We start from the raw sequence: 17,461 nt of genomic DNA, 5'->3' as shown, positions 1-17,461 counted from the left end.
GGTGGTGTGTCCAGCCTCAGCCGGCCAGCAGCCCGGCGATCTCCGGCTCCTCGAGGCGCCGGAACTTGCGCCGGTGCGATCGCGTGCGGTCGAGTACTCCGGCCTCGATCGCATCGGCCTCGATCGTTCGGCTCTCCGGGGAACCCAGCACCTCCACGGCCGTCTTGACGGCCGTCGCGAGGTCCCAGCCGGCCGTGAACCGTCCGCGGAGCGATTCCATCAGGTCGTCGGCGTGACCCCCGATCGCGACGAACTCGTGCTCGTCGGTGACCGAGCCGTCGAACAGGATGTGGTAGATCGCGGTGCCCGACGCGTCACCGTCGACCTCGCCCACCAGGATCTCGACCTCGTACGGCTTCATCTGCTGCGTGAAGATGTTCGAGAGCGCCTGGCTGTAGGCGTTGGCCAGATCGCGGGCCTTCACGTCTTCCCTGCCGTAGGAGAAGCCGCGGAGGTCGGCGAGGCGGATGCCGGCGATGCGCAGGTCCTCGAACTCGCTGTACTTGCCGACCCCGGCGAACGCGATGTGATCGTAGATCTCGCTGATCTTATGCAGCGTGGCGCTCGGGTTCTCGGCGATGAACAACAGCCCGTCGCCGTACTCGAGGCCGATCACTGAGCGACCGCGTGCGATGCCCTTGTGGGCGTACTCCGACCGGTCCTTCATCATCTGCTCGGGCGCGACGTACGGCATGAAGGACATCAGCCGCGCACCTCGAGGATCGCGTCGACGGCCGCCTCGACCTCGGCCTCGGGCACCTCGTCGGCCCCCGACGCGGTCACGGCGAGGGCGAGCGGGAAGATGCGGCGGTGGACGCTGGGCCCCCCGGTCGCGACGTCGTCCTCGGAGGCGTCGAGCAGCGCCTCGACGGCGACTTCGATCGCCTCGCGACGCGTGAGCCCTTCACGCCAGCGCTTCTTCAGCGAGTTCTTCGCGGGCTGGCTGCCCGACCCCGTGGCCTGGTAGTCGTCCTCTTCCCAGCGACCACCGGTCGCGTCGTAGTAGAAGAGTCGTCCCGCGTCACGACGCTCGTCGAAGCCGCCGAACAGCGGCACCACCACGAGCCCCTGCATCGCGAGCGGGAAGTTCTGCCGGATCAGCTGTGCGAGCCGGTTCGCCTTGCCTTCCAACGAGAGGCGGTCGCCGGTGAGCTTCTCGTAGTGCTCGAGTTCGAGCTGGAACAGCCGGACCATCTCGACCGCCATGCCTGCGGCGCCGGCGATCGCGATCGCAGAGTAGTCGTCGGCGGAGAAGACCTTCCGCATCGTTTCGTCGGCGATCGTGTAGCCGGCAGTCGCTCGCCGGTCGCCGGCCACGAGCACGCCGTCGGCGTAGATCAGCCCCAACACGGTCGTTCCGTGCGCCACGCCGGCCGCGGCTTCGGCCGTGACGGTCTGATGCAGGTGGGCGAGCGCCTCGGGGCGGGCGTCCCGGAGCAGGTCGACGAAGCTCGGGTTCGCGCCGAACGACGCGCCCGACAGGGGCAGGATGTGGTCGGTCACTCCCCGCCCTTCTGCACGTAGCTCTTCACGAACTCCTCGGCGTTTTCCTCGAGCACCGAGTCGATCTCGTCGAGGATGTCGTCCATCTCCTCCTTGAGCTCGGCAGCCTTCGACGACGACTGCACCTGGCCGGCGTCGGCGTCGCTTTCGTCGCCACCGCCGCCCTTGCGCTGGACCTTCTTCTGCTCCTGCTCCTGGGGCACGGCACGGCTCCTTTCGTGCGACCTATCCTACCGGGGGTTTCGGAACGACCGACCTAGGGCTGAAGCCGGAGCGTCCCGTCGGCCCGGATCAGCCCTGCAGCGCGGCCACCAGCGAGGCCGCGTCGTCGCACGCCGCCAACAGGTCCTCGACGTGCGCCTTCGTACCTCGGAGCGGCTCACGCATAGGGATGCGCTGCAAGGCATCAGCACCGGTGTCGACGATGAGCGAGTCCCACGAGGCGGCGGCGATCGCGTCGGGGTACTTGTCGATGCACCGGCCGCGGAAGTACGCGCGGGTGTCGATCGGCGGTTCCATCACCGCGGCATCGACCTCAACGTCGGTCGTGAGCCGATCCACCTTGCCGGTCGCCTCCAAGCGGTAGTAGAGGCCCTTGTCGCGTCGCACGTCGTGGTACTGCAGGTCGATCGCGCGGAGCTTCGGATCGTTCCATTCCAGGCCGTCGCGATCGCGGTAGGCCTGCAGCAGTCGATGCTTGGCCACCCAATCCAGCTCGCGATGCAGCGAATGCGGGTCGGTCTCGAGCGCCGTGAGCACGGCCTCCCAGCGATCGAGCACCTCGCGGTGTTCGGGGGTGTCGTCCTCGCGTTCGACGTACTTCTTGGCGTGCTCCAGGTACTCCCACTGCAGCTGAACCGCGTTGACCCTGCGGCCGTCGGCGAGGCCGATCTCGTGTCGGCAGGTGAGGTCGCGGGAGATCTCGTGCAGGGCTTGCACCGGGTTGGCGATCGAGAGATCCGGCAGGAACCGGTCCTCGATCATCTTCAACACGATCGCGGTGGTCCCGATCTTGAGGAACGTGGCGATCTCACAGAGGTTCGCGTCGCCGACGATCACGTGCAGCCGTCGATACCGCTCGGGGTCGGCATGCGGTTCGTCCCGGGTGTTGATGATCGGCCGCTTGAGGGTGGTCTCGAGACCCACCTCGGTCTCGAAGAAGTCCGCTCGCTGGGTGAGCTGGTAGATCGCTCGACTGCGCTCGTCCCAGGGCGCCTCGGCCCCCACCTTCCCGCCGCCCGTGAAGGCGATGCGGGTCACGAAGAACGGCGTGAGGTCGCGGACGATGTCGCCGAAAGGCGTCGCGCGGTCGACGAGGTAGTTCTCGTGGGTGCCGTAGCTGTTGCCCTTGCCGTCGGAGTTGTTCTTGTAGATCGAGAGCGGCGGAGCGCTGGGCATCGACCGGGCGACCTCGTGCAGGGACCGTTCGAGGATGCGCTCCCCCGCCTTGTCGTGCACGACGAGCTCCCGCGGCGTGATGCATTCCGGGGTTGAGTACTCGGGATGCGCGTGGTCGACGTAGTACCGGGCGCCGTTCGGCAGGATCACGTTCGCGAGTCCGAGGTCTTCGTCGCTGCCCTCGCGGGCGGGCACGGGCTCGAACCCGCGGGCGTCGCGCAGCGGCGACTCCTGCTCGTAGTCCCAGCGGATGCGTCGAAGCGATCCAGCGTAAGTCGAGATCAGCAGCGAAGACGAGAGGACCGGGTTGAAGTCGGGTGCCCCGGCCGCGGCGATGCCGTATTCCGTCTCGGTCCCGAAGACCTTGGGGATGGCCACGCGGCCACCTTACAGGTACTGCCCGGCGTTCACGCGTTCGACCTGTCGGCCGTCGCCGTCGTGGCCGAGCAGCGTGCGCACGTACACGATGCGCTCGCCCTTCTTGCCCGAGATACGCGCCCAGTCGTCGGGATTCGTCGTGTTCGGAAGGTCCTCGTTCTCCTTGAACTCGTCGCGGATCGCGGTCAGCAGGTCCTCGGTTCTGATGCCCTTGTCGCCCATCGACAGGAAGCGCTTGATCGCGTCCTTCTTCGCGCGGCGAACGATGTTCTCGATCATCGCGCCCGAGTTGAAGTCCTTGAAGTACAGGATCTCCTTGTCGCCGCTCGCGTAGGTGACTTCCAGGAACCGGTTCCGATCGTTCGGTTCGTACATCTGCTCGACCGTCTTCTCGATCATGCGGAAGCACGCCTGCTGCGGGTCGCCGCCGTAGCGGGAAACCTCGTCGGGGTGGATCGGCACGACCGGATGCAGGTACTTCGACATGATGTCGGACGCCTGCTGCTGGTTCGGCCGCTCGATCTTGATCTTCACGTCGAGCCGCCCCGGGCGCAGGATCGCCGGGTCGATCAGGTCCTCGCGGTTCGACGCACCGATCACGATCACGTTCTTGAGCGTCTCGACGCCGTCGAGCTCGCTCAGCAGCTGCGGCACGATCGTCGACTCGACGTCGCTCGAGATGCCGGTGCCACGGGTGCGGAAGATGGAGTCCATCTCGTCGAAGAAGACGATGACGGGGAGGCCTTCCTCGCTGCGCTCCTTGGCGCGGATGAAGATCTCCCGGATCTGTCGCTCGGTCTCCCCCACGTACTTGTTCAGCAGTTCGGGACCCTTGACGTTCAGGAAGTAGCTCCGCGCGTCGGAGCGTCCGGTGCGTTCGGCGACCTTCTCGGCGAGCGACTTCGCGACCGCCTTCGCGATCAACGTCTTGCCGCAGCCCGGGGGTCCGTACAGCAGCACGCCCTTGGGCGCCTCGAGCTCGTGCTCGGCGAACAGCTCCGCGTACAGGAACGGCAGCTCGACCGCGTCTCGGATCGAGTCGATCTGCCCCTCGAGACCGCCGATGTCCTCGTAGCTCACGTCGGGAATCTCCTCGAGCACGAGTTCCTCGACCTCTTCCTTCGGGAGGAGCTCGGTGGCCACGCCGGCGCGGCCGTCGAACAGGACGTTGTCGCCCGCGCGCACGTGGGTCGAGAGGAGCTGGCCCGCGAGGTGGGCCACGTACTCCTCGTCGCCCCGTCCGACGACGATCACCCGGTCGTCACCCAGGCGGTCCTTGACCTTCACCACCTCGCCGGCGCGATCGGGCTCGAGCACCTCGACGACGTTGAGGGATTCGTTCAGCACGACCTGCACGCCGGGGCGGAACGCGCGCTCGTCGATGTCGGGAGCGGGCATCACGCGCATCTTGCGGCCGGCCGTGAACACGTCGATCGAGCCGTCGTCGTTGCTCGCGAGGTAGACGCCGAACGACGCAGGTGGCTGCGAGAGCTTCTCGACCTCCTCGGCGAGGGCCTCGATCCGGTCGCGCTCGGCGCGCAGCGCGTCGGCGAGCTTCTGGTTCTGGGAGACGGCTCGGTCGAGCTGCTGGCGGGCCTCGACGAGCTTCTCCTCGAGCACGGTGACCTGGCGGGGGGCGTTCGTCAGCCGACGGCGCAGCAGTCCGACCTCTTCCTCCAGGAACTTCACCTGGCCTCGAAGCTCCTGCACCTGTGCGTCGTACCGTTCGACCTGCTCTCGATCCGCCATGGGTGTCACCTCCAGCGGGGTAGAGACGGATGGTACCCCCGGCCCCCCACGTTCCCGTGGAGCGTCGCGCATGCTTCCTCTCTACTCATACGGAAGTTCTCGTCGAACGTGTAATGCCCAATCCAGGGTAGTTCTGACCCGAGGTCGAGTCGACGTGTGCAGACGAAGGGGTCGCAGGCCTCGCGGCGTGCGATGGTGTCACGCCTCGCGGCGTGCGATGGTGAGGAAGCCGGTGTGCCCCACCATGCGGTGATCGGGTCGTACGCTGCGCTCGGTGACGTGCCATCCTCGCTTCAATGTCTCGAACGTCTCGATGTGCTGGAAGCCGTTGCCGGGCAACGCCAGCACGAACTGCTGCACCTGCACGGTCGTGGGCAAGTAGGCACAGACGATGCCCCCCGGCTCGAGCACTTGGCGGAGGGCCGGCAGCGGCCCCCACGGCTCCGGCATGTCGAGCACGGCCCGCTCGTAGCGCTCCCCGGTCATGGCGACCTCGGCAAGGTCTCCCCGTCGAAGCTCGACGACATCAGGCATCTTCCCGTAGAACGCCTCGACGTTCGCGACCGCTTTCTCTCGATGCTCGTCCCTGAGCTCATACGAGACGACGCGGCCCGCGTCGCCCACGGCCCGGCACAGGGCGATCGTGAGCGCGCCCGAGCCGCTGCCTGCCTCGAGCACGCGCGCCCCGGGGAAGATGTCCGCGTAGGTCACGATCGGACCCACGTCCTTCGGGTAGACCACCTGAGCGCCTCGCGGCATCTTCAGCACGAAGTCGGCGAACCTCGGGCGGTACGCCACCAGCACCATGCCCCGCGAGGTCTCGAGTCGCGTGCCTTCGACGGCGCCGATCACCGCGTCGTGCTCCAGGGTCCCACTGTGCGTGTGGAACGTGGCGCCGGTCGCGAGGTGGACGAGGTAGGTGCGGTCGCGCTGGTCGATCAGGACGACGCGTTCTCCCGCCTCGAACGGCCCGCTCATGTCGTGCGTCCGTAGATCTCGACCGGCATGACCTCGTCGGACAACGAGCGGGCGACGTCGCGGTCTTCGTCGGGGACCTCCTCGATGCCCGGCCCTTCCAGCCGCCGGTCGAGGACCTGCGCCCTGGCACGACAGAACGCACAGAACCTGCCGGTCGTCGGGTGCCCGCACGACTCGCACGGTCGCAGCACCACGTCGTCCTGCGCGAACAAGGGCATGCCCCGGTCGAGGTAGCCGAGGAAGAACTGCGCCTTCGTGCCCGGCGAGGTGGCCTCGATCGCGTTCATCGCCTCCTTGTACCGGAGCTGGGTGTTCCCCGCGACGAGGGGGCACTCCTCGACCACGTAGTCGATCCCTCGCAGGAACGCGAAGGCGGCCGTCTCGAGCTCGCTCAGGCGATGGAGGGGCTTCACCTTCTTCACGAAGCCGTCCCTGCCGGGGAGCAGCGGCGACTGGCGCGCGATGAAATCGGTGTTCCACCGCAGGGTGTTGCCGAGCAGCGTGGCCGCCTCGTCGTCGAGGTTGTGGCCGGTCGCGATCACGTCGAAGTCCCCGTCGAGCGCCGCCGCATTGAACGCGTAGCGCTTCGACAGGCCGCAGACCGCGCAGGTTGAACGCGATCCCTCACGGCCGGCCGTGGGGATGTCGTACCCGTACTCGTCGGCCAGGTCGACCACGCGCAGCTCGGCGCCGCGCTCCCGGGCGAAGGCCTCGGTGGCGTCGTGCGAGCGGTCCGAGTACTCCCCGATGCCGAGCCCGAGGTAGAGCCCGGTCGCGTCGTAGCCGAGGTCGAGCAGGACGTCCCACAGGGCGAGCGAGTCCTTCCCGCCGGAGACGGCCACCAGCACGCGGTCGTCTCGCCCGAACATCTCGAAACGCCGGATCGCCTTGCGCACCTGCTCGGTGAAGACCCCGGGGAAGCACTCTTTGCAGAAGGCAGCGTTGTGCCGGCGCACCTCGACGACCGCCGGCCCTCGGCAGCGCTTGCACCTCACCGGGACCCCCCGGAGATCACCGGACGGACCTCGAGCTCGTCGTCGTCGCCCACCTGCTCGTGCCGGGTGACGAGCTCGCCGTCGCGGATCACGAGCACGGTGTCTCCGTCGATGCCGAGCTCGTCGAGTACCTCGCGGATCGGGCGTCCTCCGGGGAGGTCGACCTGACGGTCGGGGTTGCGCAGCTTGACCTTCACGGGGCCCAGGCTAACGCACGGGTCCCGTGAAGGGGTTGCTATGGGATCTCGACGGGCAGGGGCCGAGCGGCGAGCTCGACCTCGACGGTGCGCGTGCCGCCGTCGGCCTCGACCAACTCGACCGACACGCGGTCGCCCGGGGCGAGTCCATCGAGCACGGTGCCGAGGTCCTCGGGCGAGGCGATCGCCTGACCGTCGATCGAGACGATCACGTCCCCTTCGCCGATGCCGACGTCGTCGGCGGGGCCGTCGGCGAGCGTGCCCACCACGAACGCTCCTGTCTCGACGTCGATGCCCTGCTGGAACCTGAGATCGGAGGTGAGCTCGGTCGTGGAGACCCCGAGGTAGCCGGTCGCCGCGAGCGGCTCCTCGATCGACGACATGATCGTGTCGCGCACGAAGTCGATCTTGATCGCGAACCCGATGTTCTCCGCCTGGCCGTTGCCCGCGGAGTTGATGCCCACGACGTTGCCGGCCATGTCGACGAGCGGGCCGCCCGAGTTGCCGGGGTTGATCGCAGCGTCGGTCTGGATCACGCTCGGGTAGGTACGCACCGGCACCTCTCCCTGCGGGGTCTGCTGGATCTCGCACGCCCGGCAGTTGGGGTCCTGCGCCTCGATCGTGCGATCGAGCGACGAGACGATCCCGGTCGTCACGGTCGGGCCCCCTTCGAGTCCGAGCGCGTACCCGAGCGCGACGACGCGCTGGCCGAGTCGAAGTCCCTCGGAGTCACCGAGCGGCACCGTCGGCAGGCCCTGCTCGTCGATGTCCAGCACGGCGAGGTCGTTGAGGCAGTCGGCGCCGATCAGCCGCGCCTCGTACTCGGTGCGGTCCTGGTCGGAGAGGAAGACCGTGAGGCGGGACCCTCCTTCGACGACGTGGCAGTTCGTGACGATCACGCCGTCGTCGCGGACGATGAAGCCGGTGCCGACGCCCTGCCCGGAGCTGCCGTCGGCCTGGTACACGTCGGTCGTGACGTTCACGACCGCTGGCAAGACACGATCGACGACCGCCGCGACGGGTTCCTTGCCGGCGTCGATCGGCTCCGTCGAGGTCGCGCTGTTCAGTCCGGTGGCGCTGTCACCCGTGGACGCGTCATCACCGAGGGACACGGAGCAGGCGCTCGCGGTCACGGCGAGCACCGCGACCAACACGATCATCGTTCGTCTCATCGAGGGTCCTCCCACTTCGAGGGTATCGGGTTCACATGTCGTGGTTCGCTACCCCGACGGTAGGGGGTTCAGCTGGGAGAACGCTGAGATGTGACGATGGTGTTCCCATGAGCGTCGCGACGCCGCGCTGGGTTTACGAGGCAAGTGACCCGGCGGGCTTCTCCTTCCGGGGATCGACGAACGGGATCGCGGCCGTGGTGCCGACGATGTGGTCCCCGTCCTCGGTCTCGACGTCGAGTCGGTTCCCGGGCTCCGCGAGGGCGATCGGCACCCACACGTAGCCGATGTTCTTCTTCAGGCCCGGCGACCAGATCGCGTCTGTCATGTGACCGACCGGCTTCCCATCCGATGACACGGTCCAGTACTCGGACATCTCGGCACGCAACTCGTCGCCGTCGAGCTCGATGCCCACCAGCTTCCGGTCGACCCCCTTCGCGCGCAACTCCTCGAGAGCCACCTTCCCGATGTAGTCCTGCGGCTGTTCCTCGACGAGGCGCTCGAGTCCCATCACGTGGAACGGGGTGTCACCCAGTCGGATGTCCGAGCCGTAGTTGAAGATGCCCGCCTCGAGGCGGCGTCCCTCGCAGGGCGCGATCGGGCGGATGTCGAACTCCTCCCCCGCCGCCGCGATGCGGTCCCAGAGCTCGTCACCCTTGTCGTAGTCGAGCAGGTTCACCTCGAAGCCCGGGATCGCCGTCCAGCCCGTGCGGCTGATCACGACCGGGATGCCGTCGACGTCGAACTCCTCGATCCAGTAGTACTTGATGTCGTAGATCGCGGGGCCGACGAGCTTCTCGAGGGTCTTGGCGGCCATGGGACCCTGCACCTGCATCGGATGCACGTCGGGGGTCGAGACCGTCGCATCCAGACCGCTCGACGCGGCGACGCCGAGTGCGTACAAGCCGGCATCGGAGTCGGCGAGCTGCATCCACCACCGGCCCTCAGCCACGTGCAGGAGCACCGGATCGTTCACGATCGAGCCGTCGGGCGCGGTCACGAGCATGTACTTGCCCTGCTTGACGGCGCACTTCGTGAGGTCGCGACACGTGATCATGTCGATCAGGCGGTCGGCGTCGGGTCCGCTGACCTCGATGGTGCGTTCGACGCCGACATCCCACATCGTGACCCCGTTCGCGAGCGCCCAGTACTCGACCTCGGGGTCGTCGTAATAGGCGGGCAGGTACATGTGGTTGTAGATGTCGTACGACGTGCATCCCGCCCGACGGGTCGCGTTGAAGAACGGCGACTGCCGGTACCAAGGACCGAAGTACAGGGTCGCGCTCTTCTCCAGCATCTCCTGGCGCTCGTTCACCATCGTGCCGATCTCCCGTTCGTGGTGTGGGCCGGGCTCGGTGCCCGGCCGCCAGATTGAATCATCGTTCAGGCGCACGTCCCACGCAAGCCGACGCTGGGCTTCGGCCAGCGCGGCGACGCTGAACGGATGGTCAATGTGGGGGTTACGAGACCGGGATCTGCTTCTTGGGGTCGACGAACGGCATGTCGACCACAGTGGCAACCCGTTCACCCCACTCCGACGACACGCCGAGCTCCGTGCCGAGCGTTGAGAGCTCGGTCGGGACCCAGGCGAACCCGATGTTCGCACCGAGCCGAGGCGAGTGGATGGCCGAGGTGACCTTGCCCACGACCCGCTCCCCCGACGAGACCGACCACTTCACGTTGTTCAGCGCGGGGAACGGGTCGCCGTCGATCTCGATGCCGACGATGCGGCGCTTCACCCCCGCGTCGCGGATCCGGCGGAGCGCCGCCAAGGAGATGCACGCGGCGTCGTCGAGGGTGTCCCAGTCGATCAACCGATCCAGGCCCATCTCGATCGCGTTGTTCTCGTAGGTCATATCGGCGCCCCAGTTGAAGATCGCGCCCTCGATGCGGCGGATGTCGCTCGGCCCCGTCGGGACGATCCCGAACTCTTGCCCGGCGGCCATGATCGCCTCGTAGACGTCGTTCCCCCGCGCGGTGTCGGTCGTGTACACCTCGTAGCCGACCTCCGACGTCCATCCCGTGCGTGTGACTACCACGGGGACTCCGGCGATCTCCGCATGCATCCAGAAGTAGTATCTGAGGTCGAGGATGTCCTCGCCGAGCAGCTTGACCATCAGGTCCTTGGATCGGGGGCCTTGCACCTGGAGCGGCGCCACGTCGGCTTCCTGGATTGTGACGTCGAGGTCCGGGTAGGCGTTCCTCAGCCCACGCGCGAAGAGCAGCGCATCGCTCGACGCGAGCGCGAACCAGAACGTGTTCTCGTCCATGCGCGTGAGCACAGGGTCGTTGATGATGCCGCCGTCGCTGTCGCAGATCAGCACGTATTTCGCCTGGCCGACCGCGCACTTCGAGAGATCGCGAGGGGTGAGCAGCTGGGCGAACGTGAACCCGTCGGGTCCCGAGATCTCGAGGCACCGTTCGACCGAGACGTCCCAGAGGGTGACGGCGTTCAGCAGTGCGTCGAACTCCGCCTCGAAGGTGTCGAACCGGATCGGGAAGTACATGTGGTTATAGACGGTGAACCCCTTGGGACCGTAGCGCTGAGTGGCCTCGTAGTAGGGGGTTCGGCGGTTGCGGGCGCCCCGCTGCACCAGGGACATGTCGAACGGCTCTGCCATGGTTGCTCCCTCCGATTTGGTTGGGCGATGGTATGTCGAACCGCGCCCGCCGGCTGACCGCTCGCTGTCCGGGGGTCAGGCGTCGGCCGTGTCGGGCTCGTGCACCTGCGGAGGACGGCTCGCGTGGCCGTCGACGTAGGCCTGGGCGACCATCGCCATGAAGATGTGCACCTCGTCTTCGCTCCAGGCGAACGGACCCTGGTGGAAGCCCTGGCTCTGCAGCCCCCGCGACAGCGACTCGCAGGCGAGCCAGTCCTCGCGGTTCGTGATGTCCCAGAACTCGCTCGCGTACGCCGGGCTGAAGTCCGCTCGCTCCGTCGCCTCGGGTGGGAAGAGCCACTGGCACTCGATCCTCGTGCGTGAGGGGCCGAGCGGCTCGATGCGGTGGGTCATCACGTAGTCGGGGTGCAGGCTGATCAACAGGTTCGGGAAGAGGCCGAAGTAGTAGACCTCCCGCCGCTGGCGTTCGTCGAGCCCTCGGATCGGCACGCCGCCCGACTCGCCCGTGAGCGACATCGTCTGCGCGAAGTCCTTGAGCTCCATGTTCCCGCCGACCCAGAGCCCGTCGTGGGCGAAGTTCTGACCGGAGTCGACCGGCGTCACGTCGCAGAGGGCCGGGTGGATCGACGGACAGTGGTAACACTCGTGGTAGTTCTCGGTGATCGTCTTCCAGTTGGCGGCGACCTCGTAGGCGTGGGTCTCCGCGGTGAAGAGCCGCTCCGTCTCCCACGGCGCGATCAGCTCGTCGAGGTTGCCGACGACCCGATCGAGCGCGGGTGCGGTACCGTCGGCGTTCACGAAAACCCAGCCGCGCCACTCCGCGATGCGCGCCGCGATCAGCGGGTACTCGGACTTGTCGAAGCCGTCGAGGTCACCGAACCGTGGCGCGGCGCCGAGCGAGCCGTCCAGCTGGTAGACCCACGCGTGGTACGGACACTTGATCGCACGGAGGGTCCTGGTCGCTCCCGGCTCGAGCAGCTCGTGCCCCCGGTGGCGGCACGTGTTGTAGAAGCCCCGGAGGGCGCCGTCGAGGTCGCGCACGACGAGGACGCCCTCGGACCCGATGCGAAACGCCTGCTGATCGCCCGGGTTCGCGAGCTCGTCGGCGCGGCCCACGCAGACCCATCCTCGCTCGAAGAGATGCTCCGCCTCCCAGTCGAACACCGACCGGGAGACGTACGCCTCGGCGGGCAGGGTCCGGGCACGGCCGAGCGTCGGCGCCAGCACGGGACGCAGGAGCTCAGGGGCGATCGGGCTCGTCGACATGACGGTGTGGCCTCCGGGAGCAGACGATCGATTGCGGAGAGCCGAGGCTAGCATCGGGGCTCCCGACGGCGCGGACCTCCGCTCGACCTCGGGTCAGCCACGCCAGCCGGATCTAGATGCGGGAATCGACCTCACAGACAGCACCTGACTCGAGGTGCCGTGACCAGGCTGAGAGTTCGTCACGTCGCGGCAGGTTGGGGACGATGCGAACCACCTTGAGGTTGCCCTGTGCGTTGGTGGTCCGGATCTTGGAGAAGATCCGCTCCCCATCGTGGTAGAGCCGGACCCGCCAATCGTCACGAGCCTGGTTCGTCACGAGGCGCAGCGCGACCGAGATCTCCTCACCGAGCTTCGTCGCCACGAGGCGGCACTCGTAGGTGAGGCCTCGCTCGGCGCTCGCGGAGGCACCCACGGATCCGACCGATGACGTCGCCGCCAACGCGGCAGGGAGCACGCTCGTCCGCATCCATCCTCTCCCCACCTGACCCTCCCTCCGAGGTCCGTTCATGACCCCACCGCCTCGAACACGCGCTCCCCCTCCACGAACGTCTGCTCGACCGTCGCGTCGGCGATCTCTTCGACCGGGTGCTCGAAGGGGTTCCGGTCGATCACGGTGAGGTCGGCGAACTTGCCCACCTCGATCGAGCCCGTCGTGTCGTCGAGGTGGTTCACGTAGGCCGAGCCCATCGTGAACGCCGCGAGCGCCGTCGCGAGGTCGAGGCGCTCGTCGGGGATGAAGACGTCGTGGCGCTCGACCTTGTGCGGGTAGGACGGGGGCATCCGGCGGTTCACCGCGACGTGGATCTCTTCGAGAGGATCGGGGCTCGACACGCTCCAATCGCTGCCCATCGCGAGCGTCGCCCCCGCGCGCACCAGGCTCGCGAACGGGTACTGCCACCGCCACCGAGGTTCGCCGAGGAACGGGATCGTCAAGTCGTCCATCTGCGACTCGTGGGCCGCCCAGAGCGGCTGCGCGTTCGCAACGGCGTGCAGGCGTCGGAACCGCGGGATGTCGTCGGGGTGGACGACCTGGATATGCGCGAGGTGGTGCCGGTTGTCGCTCGCACCGTTCGCGGCCAGCGCGGCCTCGATCGCATCGAGGGCTTCGCGCACGGCCCGCTCGGCGAGGGCGTGGTAGTGCACCTGGAAGCCGAGCCGGTCGAGCTCGGTGACGTAGCCCTTCAACGCCTCCGGGTCCACGAACGAGATGCCTCGATTCCCGGTCGACTCGCCGTGGGCATCGAGGTAGGGGTCGATGACGGCGGCCGTGAAGTTCTCGCAGACGCCGTCCTGCATGATCTTGATGCTCGTGGGGGAGAACCGGCCGATGCGGCCGCGTTCGCGCATGTCCACGAACGCCTCGATCTGCTCCGCCCCTCGGTGGCGATCCCACCACAGGGCCCCCACCACACGGGCCGTGAGGTCGCCGCGGCCCGCCGCGTCGACGTACGTCCGATAGTTGCTGCCGAAGTTCTGGTGGTCGTCGACGATCGCGTCCTGCCACGCCGTGATGCCTAGTGAATGGAGATACTCCTGGCCCTTGAGCAGCGCCTCGGCCATCTCCTCGCCCGTGGGCGCGGGGGCGTGGCGCCCGACGAGCTCGGCCGCTCCCTCGTGGAGGGTCCCGGAAGGTTCCCCGTCGTCGGTTCGCTCGATCCGCCCATCGGCAGGGTCCGGCGTGTCCCTCGTGATGCCCGCCTGCTCGAGGGCGCTGGAGTTGACCCAAGTGCTGTGGCCGTCGCGGTTGGGGAGGTACACGAATCGGTTGGGCACCAGCGCGTCGAGCAGCTCCTTGGTGGGCGTGCCTCCCGGGAAGACGTCCATCGACCACCCGCCGCCCAGGATCCACTCGCGCTCCGGGTGCTCCTCGGCGTACGTCTTGATCGCGAGCAGGTACTCCTCCTCGGTCGAGAGGTCGTGCAGGTCGCACTGGAGCATGTCGAGGCCCCCGCCCACCGGATGGACGTGCGCATCCTGGAAGCCGGGCACGAGCATCCTGCCGGAGAGGTCGACGACCTCGGTCGCCGGGCCGACGTGTGCCCTGATGTCATCGTCGGTGCCGACGCCGACGATGCGCCCGCCGCGAACCGCGACCGCGCGGGCCCACGAACGGGCCGCATCGACCGTGTAGACGGCCCCGTTCACGAAGGCAAGATCGGCGTTCCCGCTCGTGCTCATCGGGTGCGTTCCCTCCCTGCTCGGATGCTGCGCGGAGGATATCCCGTGGGGGATGTCGAGACCACGGATCGCGGTCTCAGGCGAGCGACACGAGGTCGAGGAGGTCGTCGTCCCAGTACCCGAGCGCCGCTTCGGGCATCATCAGGACCCGCTCGGGCGCCAACGCCTGGACGAACTCGGGATCGTGGCTCACGATGATCATCGCGCCGGGCCATCCTTGCAGCGCCTGGGCGATCGCCGTTCGCGAGGGCGGATCGAGGTTGTTCGTCGGCTCGTCGAGCAGCAACAGGTTCTTGCGTCCCGCGACGAGCTGCGCCAGCGCGAGCTTCGTCTTCTCGCCGCCCGAGAGCGTGCCGGCATCCTGGAACGCGATCGAGCCGGTCAGGCCGAACATACCGAGCAGCGAGCGGAGCTGTTGGTCGTCGGCGGGCGAGGATGCCTTCATGTGTGAGAGCACGTCGACCCCGTCGGTGATCCCTTCGTGTTCCTGCGCGTAGTAGCCGGGAACGACGTCGTATCCGAATTGGAAGGTGCCCGCGTCGGGCTCGGTCTGCCCGGTGAGGATCCGCAACAGCGTGGTCTTGCCGGCGCCGTTCAGCCCCATGACCAGCAGGCGCTGCCCACGTCCGACGTCGAACGAGACGTCCTCGAAGACAAGGGTCTGCCCGTAGGACTTGTTCAGCCCTTCCACCGTGAGCACGGTCGCTCCACAGTGAGGCGGCTCGGGGAAGCGGACCCGCAGGCTGCGCTCGTGTGTGGGAGCCGTGATGCGCGCGGCCTCCAGCTTCTCCCGGCGTGTGTCCATCGACTTCGCGGTGCGCGCCCGGCGTTGAGTCTGCCCGCGCATCGAGTCCGCGAGTGCTCGAAGGCGCCGGATCTCCTGTTCCTGCCGCTCGGCCAACGTCGTCAGCCGCGCCTCGTCGCGGGCCCGCGCCGCTCGGTACTGCGAGTAGGTGCCCCGGTATTCGACGATGCCGTCGCGGCCCAGGTGCATGATGCGCGTGATCGATGCGTCGAGCAGGCCGAGATCATGGCTGACGACGAGCAGGGCTCCGCCGTAGCCGGCGAGGAACTTCATCAGCCACGTCTTCGCGTCCGCGTCGAGGTGGTTCGTCGGCTCGTCGAGCATCAGCAGGTCCGAGCCGCCGAACAGGATGCGCGTGAGCTCGAGTCGTCGGCGTTCGCCACCCGAGAGGGCTCGCACCGGCAGGGAGAGGCGATCCTGGGCGAGGCCGAGGCCGGACGCGATCGAACGAACCTCCGACTCCGCCCGGTAGCCCCCCGTGGATCGGTACTCGTCCTCGAGCGCGGCGAAGCTGGCGACGCGTCGGTCGGAGGGCTCCTCCTCGAGCGCGAGGCGGGCCTTCTCGAGCCGGGTCGCCAGGTCGACGAGGTCGCGAGCCTCCAGCACGTACCGGAGTGCCGGCATGTCGTCGCTCTCCCGGTGTTGACGGGGGTCCTGGCGTAGGTACCCGACCGCGCCACGACGCACGACCGAACCTCCGGCGGCCGGCTGCTCTCCCGCGATGACCCGGAGCGTGCTGGTCTTCCCGGCTCCGTTCCGGCCGACCACGCCCATCTTCTCGCCTGGCCACAAGGTGAAGGAGAGGTCGCTGACCACCGTGAGGCCACCGGCCTCGACGTCGAGGTCTCGCACCTCGAGCGGGATCACGAGATCGCTCCGGAGCGACGGGCGGCGGTGGGATGGATCCGGGTGTGCATCGGACTGCTCCTTCGGGTGTTCGCGGCCGGTGGGCGCGACGACAGAGCGCCGAGATCGGCGCCCTGTCGACGAAGGAGTCCCGCTAGTGCACAGGACGACTATAGCGGAGCCGCCGCGGCGGCCACCGATGCGGCGTTCGGGTCAGGCCGGCGCGACGACCGGCTGCTTGAAGACCACGAAGGCGTTGTTCTCGACCTTCGTCCCGACCATCACGAAGGTGTACGCGCTTCCCTCGGTTGCGCTCGTCACGGTGCGCGGACCCAGGATCGGGGTGGTCTTGCCAGCCCTCGTCGTGAAGATGGTGAAGAGGCCGACCGCGCGGGTGAAGCCGGACTGGTCGCCACGGGCGAGCGCGGGGATCGCGATCTCATCGCCCACGTAGACGTCGACCGCGCCGCCCTTCATCATGTGCGCGGCGGTGATCCGGAACTCCCCGCCGGGCGTCGAGGACAGGTCGTTGTCGAACGCCGTGATCGTCGGGTCGCCGGCCTCGAGCCGAGCCACGGCGGTCACGTTGTCACCGTCGGCGAGAGGGACCGACGCCGTCGCGAGGAGTGCGCCCTTGCACTGACCCTTCGATGCCGCCCGGATCCGGATCTTGGCGGTGCTCGGCACGAGCTCCTCGCGGAAGCGGGTCGCGTACTTCATGCCCGACTCCACTTCGCCGAGGCCGGCGATGCAGACGTCGACCTTCACTCCCGGGATCCCGTGCACCACATACAGCACGGCCTCGCCCGCGCCGCCGGCGCTAGCCACGGGGGCGCCGGCCATCAGCATCGAGCCGGCTGCGACCGCCGATATCACGGCAGCCGAGATGGAACGAGGGAACCTCACGGTGCGACCTCCTCATGTCGTCGTCCGGATGCGATCCGCATCCGGCGCGTCATGCTATCGGCCGTGCGCCCCGTTCACATCGGCCACTCGGCCCGAGTTGCGGACCGACGGCGGAATCACGAGAAGCGCGCGTAGTGGTACTGCGCGCGGCCGCCCGCCTTGGTGAACGCCCCGGCGACGTGCAAGGCACCGCCTTGGACGGCGAGGCCCCATACCCCGGTGTAATTGCAGCAGATCTGCGGCTTCCACGATGTCACGACCTGTCCGTTGCCGGCGTCCAGTGCCGCGAGCCGAGGTTGGTGGAAGCAGTTCTCGTTGGGATTCTGATTGCTGCCGCACTGCTGTCCGCCTGACTGGGCGACCCACTGGAAATGCCCGCCGATGATGACGGTCGACGAATCGAATTGGGTGATCACCTGGGTCGAGCCCGAGGTGTCGGTCTTCCACACTTGCCCGCCGTCCGACGCCCGGT

Annotated in this window: 17 protein-coding genes; all 17 read right to left on the bottom strand. The window is 68.0% G+C overall.

The features are described from left to right. Window positions 1-16: 16 nt before the first annotated feature. Window positions 17-703, bottom strand: coding sequence for a proteasome subunit alpha (prcA, locus tag VFI59_05705; protein HET6713189.1), 687 nt, complete (start codon window positions 701-703; stop codon window positions 17-19). After that, entirely contained in the window at window positions 703-1,503 is an 801-nt protein-coding gene (gene prcB, locus VFI59_05700) for a proteasome subunit beta (GenBank protein HET6713188.1), read from the bottom strand. The genes prcA and prcB overlap by 1 nt, the downstream gene beginning before the upstream one ends. After that, window positions 1,500-1,706 carry a ubiquitin-like protein Pup gene (locus VFI59_05695; protein HET6713187.1) on the bottom strand — a complete coding sequence of 69 codons (207 nt, stop codon included), beginning with the start codon at window positions 1,704-1,706 and terminating at the stop codon, window positions 1,500-1,502. The genes prcB and VFI59_05695 overlap by 4 nt, the downstream gene beginning before the upstream one ends. 88 nt (window positions 1,707-1,794) lie before the next feature. Next, a complete protein-coding gene (dop, locus tag VFI59_05690; GenBank protein HET6713186.1) occupies window positions 1,795-3,279 on the bottom strand; it encodes a depupylase/deamidase Dop in 1,485 nt (494 codons plus the stop codon). 9 nt (window positions 3,280-3,288) lie between these two features. Continuing rightward, a complete protein-coding gene (arc, locus tag VFI59_05685) occupies window positions 3,289-5,028 on the bottom strand; it encodes a proteasome ATPase (GenBank protein ID HET6713185.1) in 1,740 nt (579 codons plus the stop codon). A 198-nt stretch (window positions 5,029-5,226) separates the two neighbouring features. Continuing rightward, window positions 5,227-6,006, bottom strand: a complete 780-nt coding sequence (locus VFI59_05680; protein ID HET6713184.1) for a tRNA (adenine-N1)-methyltransferase — start codon at window positions 6,004-6,006, stop codon at window positions 5,227-5,229. Then, a complete protein-coding gene (locus tag VFI59_05675) occupies window positions 6,003-7,001 on the bottom strand; it encodes an ATP-binding protein (protein HET6713183.1) in 999 nt (332 codons plus the stop codon). The genes VFI59_05680 and VFI59_05675 overlap by 4 nt, the downstream gene beginning before the upstream one ends. Then, window positions 6,998-7,198, bottom strand: a complete 201-nt coding sequence (locus VFI59_05670; protein ID HET6713182.1) for a MoaD/ThiS family protein — start codon at window positions 7,196-7,198, stop codon at window positions 6,998-7,000. Before VFI59_05670 ends, VFI59_05675 begins: the two co-directional genes overlap by 4 nt. A 38-nt stretch (window positions 7,199-7,236) precedes the next feature. Next, a complete protein-coding gene (locus VFI59_05665; protein HET6713181.1) occupies window positions 7,237-8,370 on the bottom strand; it encodes a trypsin-like peptidase domain-containing protein in 1,134 nt (377 codons plus the stop codon). A 133-nt stretch (window positions 8,371-8,503) separates the two neighbouring features. Then, window positions 8,504-9,760 (bottom strand): glycine cleavage T C-terminal barrel domain-containing protein, encoded by a 1,257-nt coding sequence (locus VFI59_05660; GenBank protein HET6713180.1) that lies wholly within the window; start codon window positions 9,758-9,760, stop codon window positions 8,504-8,506. A gap of 67 nt (window positions 9,761-9,827) precedes the next feature. Next, complete coding sequence (locus VFI59_05655; GenBank protein HET6713179.1) at window positions 9,828-10,988, bottom strand: glycine cleavage T C-terminal barrel domain-containing protein; 1,161 nt, start codon at window positions 10,986-10,988, stop codon at window positions 9,828-9,830. A gap of 75 nt (window positions 10,989-11,063) precedes the next feature. Continuing rightward, a complete protein-coding gene (locus tag VFI59_05650; protein HET6713178.1) occupies window positions 11,064-12,254 on the bottom strand; it encodes an aromatic ring-hydroxylating dioxygenase subunit alpha in 1,191 nt (396 codons plus the stop codon). A gap of 112 nt (window positions 12,255-12,366) precedes the next feature. After that, window positions 12,367-12,720, bottom strand: coding sequence for a hypothetical protein (locus tag VFI59_05645; GenBank protein HET6713177.1), 354 nt, complete (start codon window positions 12,718-12,720; stop codon window positions 12,367-12,369). 38 nt (window positions 12,721-12,758) lie between these two features. Then, window positions 12,759-14,432: an amidohydrolase gene (locus tag VFI59_05640; protein HET6713176.1), complete on the bottom strand. Its 1,674-nt coding sequence runs from the start codon at window positions 14,430-14,432 to the stop codon at window positions 12,759-12,761. Window positions 14,433-14,508: 76 nt separating this feature from the next. Next, window positions 14,509-16,104: an ABC-F family ATP-binding cassette domain-containing protein gene (locus tag VFI59_05635; protein ID HET6713175.1), complete on the bottom strand. Its 1,596-nt coding sequence runs from the start codon at window positions 16,102-16,104 to the stop codon at window positions 14,509-14,511. Between the two features lie 192 nt (window positions 16,105-16,296). Beyond that, window positions 16,297-16,989, bottom strand: coding sequence for a DUF4397 domain-containing protein (locus VFI59_05630; GenBank protein HET6713174.1), 693 nt, complete (start codon window positions 16,987-16,989; stop codon window positions 16,297-16,299). A gap of 116 nt (window positions 16,990-17,105) precedes the next feature. Beyond that, a partial coding sequence (locus tag VFI59_05625; protein ID HET6713173.1) for a hypothetical protein occupies window positions 17,106-17,461 on the bottom strand: 356 nt, incomplete at its 5' end.

This window comes from Actinomycetota bacterium, from assembly GCA_035697485.1.
Classification (GTDB): domain Bacteria; phylum Actinomycetota; class UBA4738; order UBA4738; family HRBIN12; genus JAOUEA01.
Note: the sequence above shows the minus strand (reverse complement) of the source record. Positions and strands in the feature narration are given on the sequence as shown.

Coding starts and splice junctions, on each gene's coding strand:
- VFI59_05645 (HET6713177.1), bottom strand. CDS start 12,720: ATGCGGACGAGCGTGCTCCCTGCCGCGTTGGCGGCGACGTCATCGGTC.
- arc (HET6713185.1), bottom strand. CDS start 5,028: ATGGCGGATCGAGAGCAGGTCGAACGGTACGACGCACAGGTGCAGGAG.
- VFI59_05655 (HET6713179.1), bottom strand. CDS start 10,988: ATGGCAGAGCCGTTCGACATGTCCCTGGTGCAGCGGGGCGCCCGCAAC.
- VFI59_05650 (HET6713178.1), bottom strand. CDS start 12,254: ATGTCGACGAGCCCGATCGCCCCTGAGCTCCTGCGTCCCGTGCTGGCG.
- VFI59_05640 (HET6713176.1), bottom strand. CDS start 14,432: ATGAGCACGAGCGGGAACGCCGATCTTGCCTTCGTGAACGGGGCCGTC.
- VFI59_05680 (HET6713184.1), bottom strand. CDS start 6,006: ATGAGCGGGCCGTTCGAGGCGGGAGAACGCGTCGTCCTGATCGACCAG.
- VFI59_05665 (HET6713181.1), bottom strand. CDS start 8,370: ATGAGACGAACGATGATCGTGTTGGTCGCGGTGCTCGCCGTGACCGCG.
- prcA (HET6713189.1), bottom strand. CDS start 703: ATGTCCTTCATGCCGTACGTCGCGCCCGAGCAGATGATGAAGGACCGG.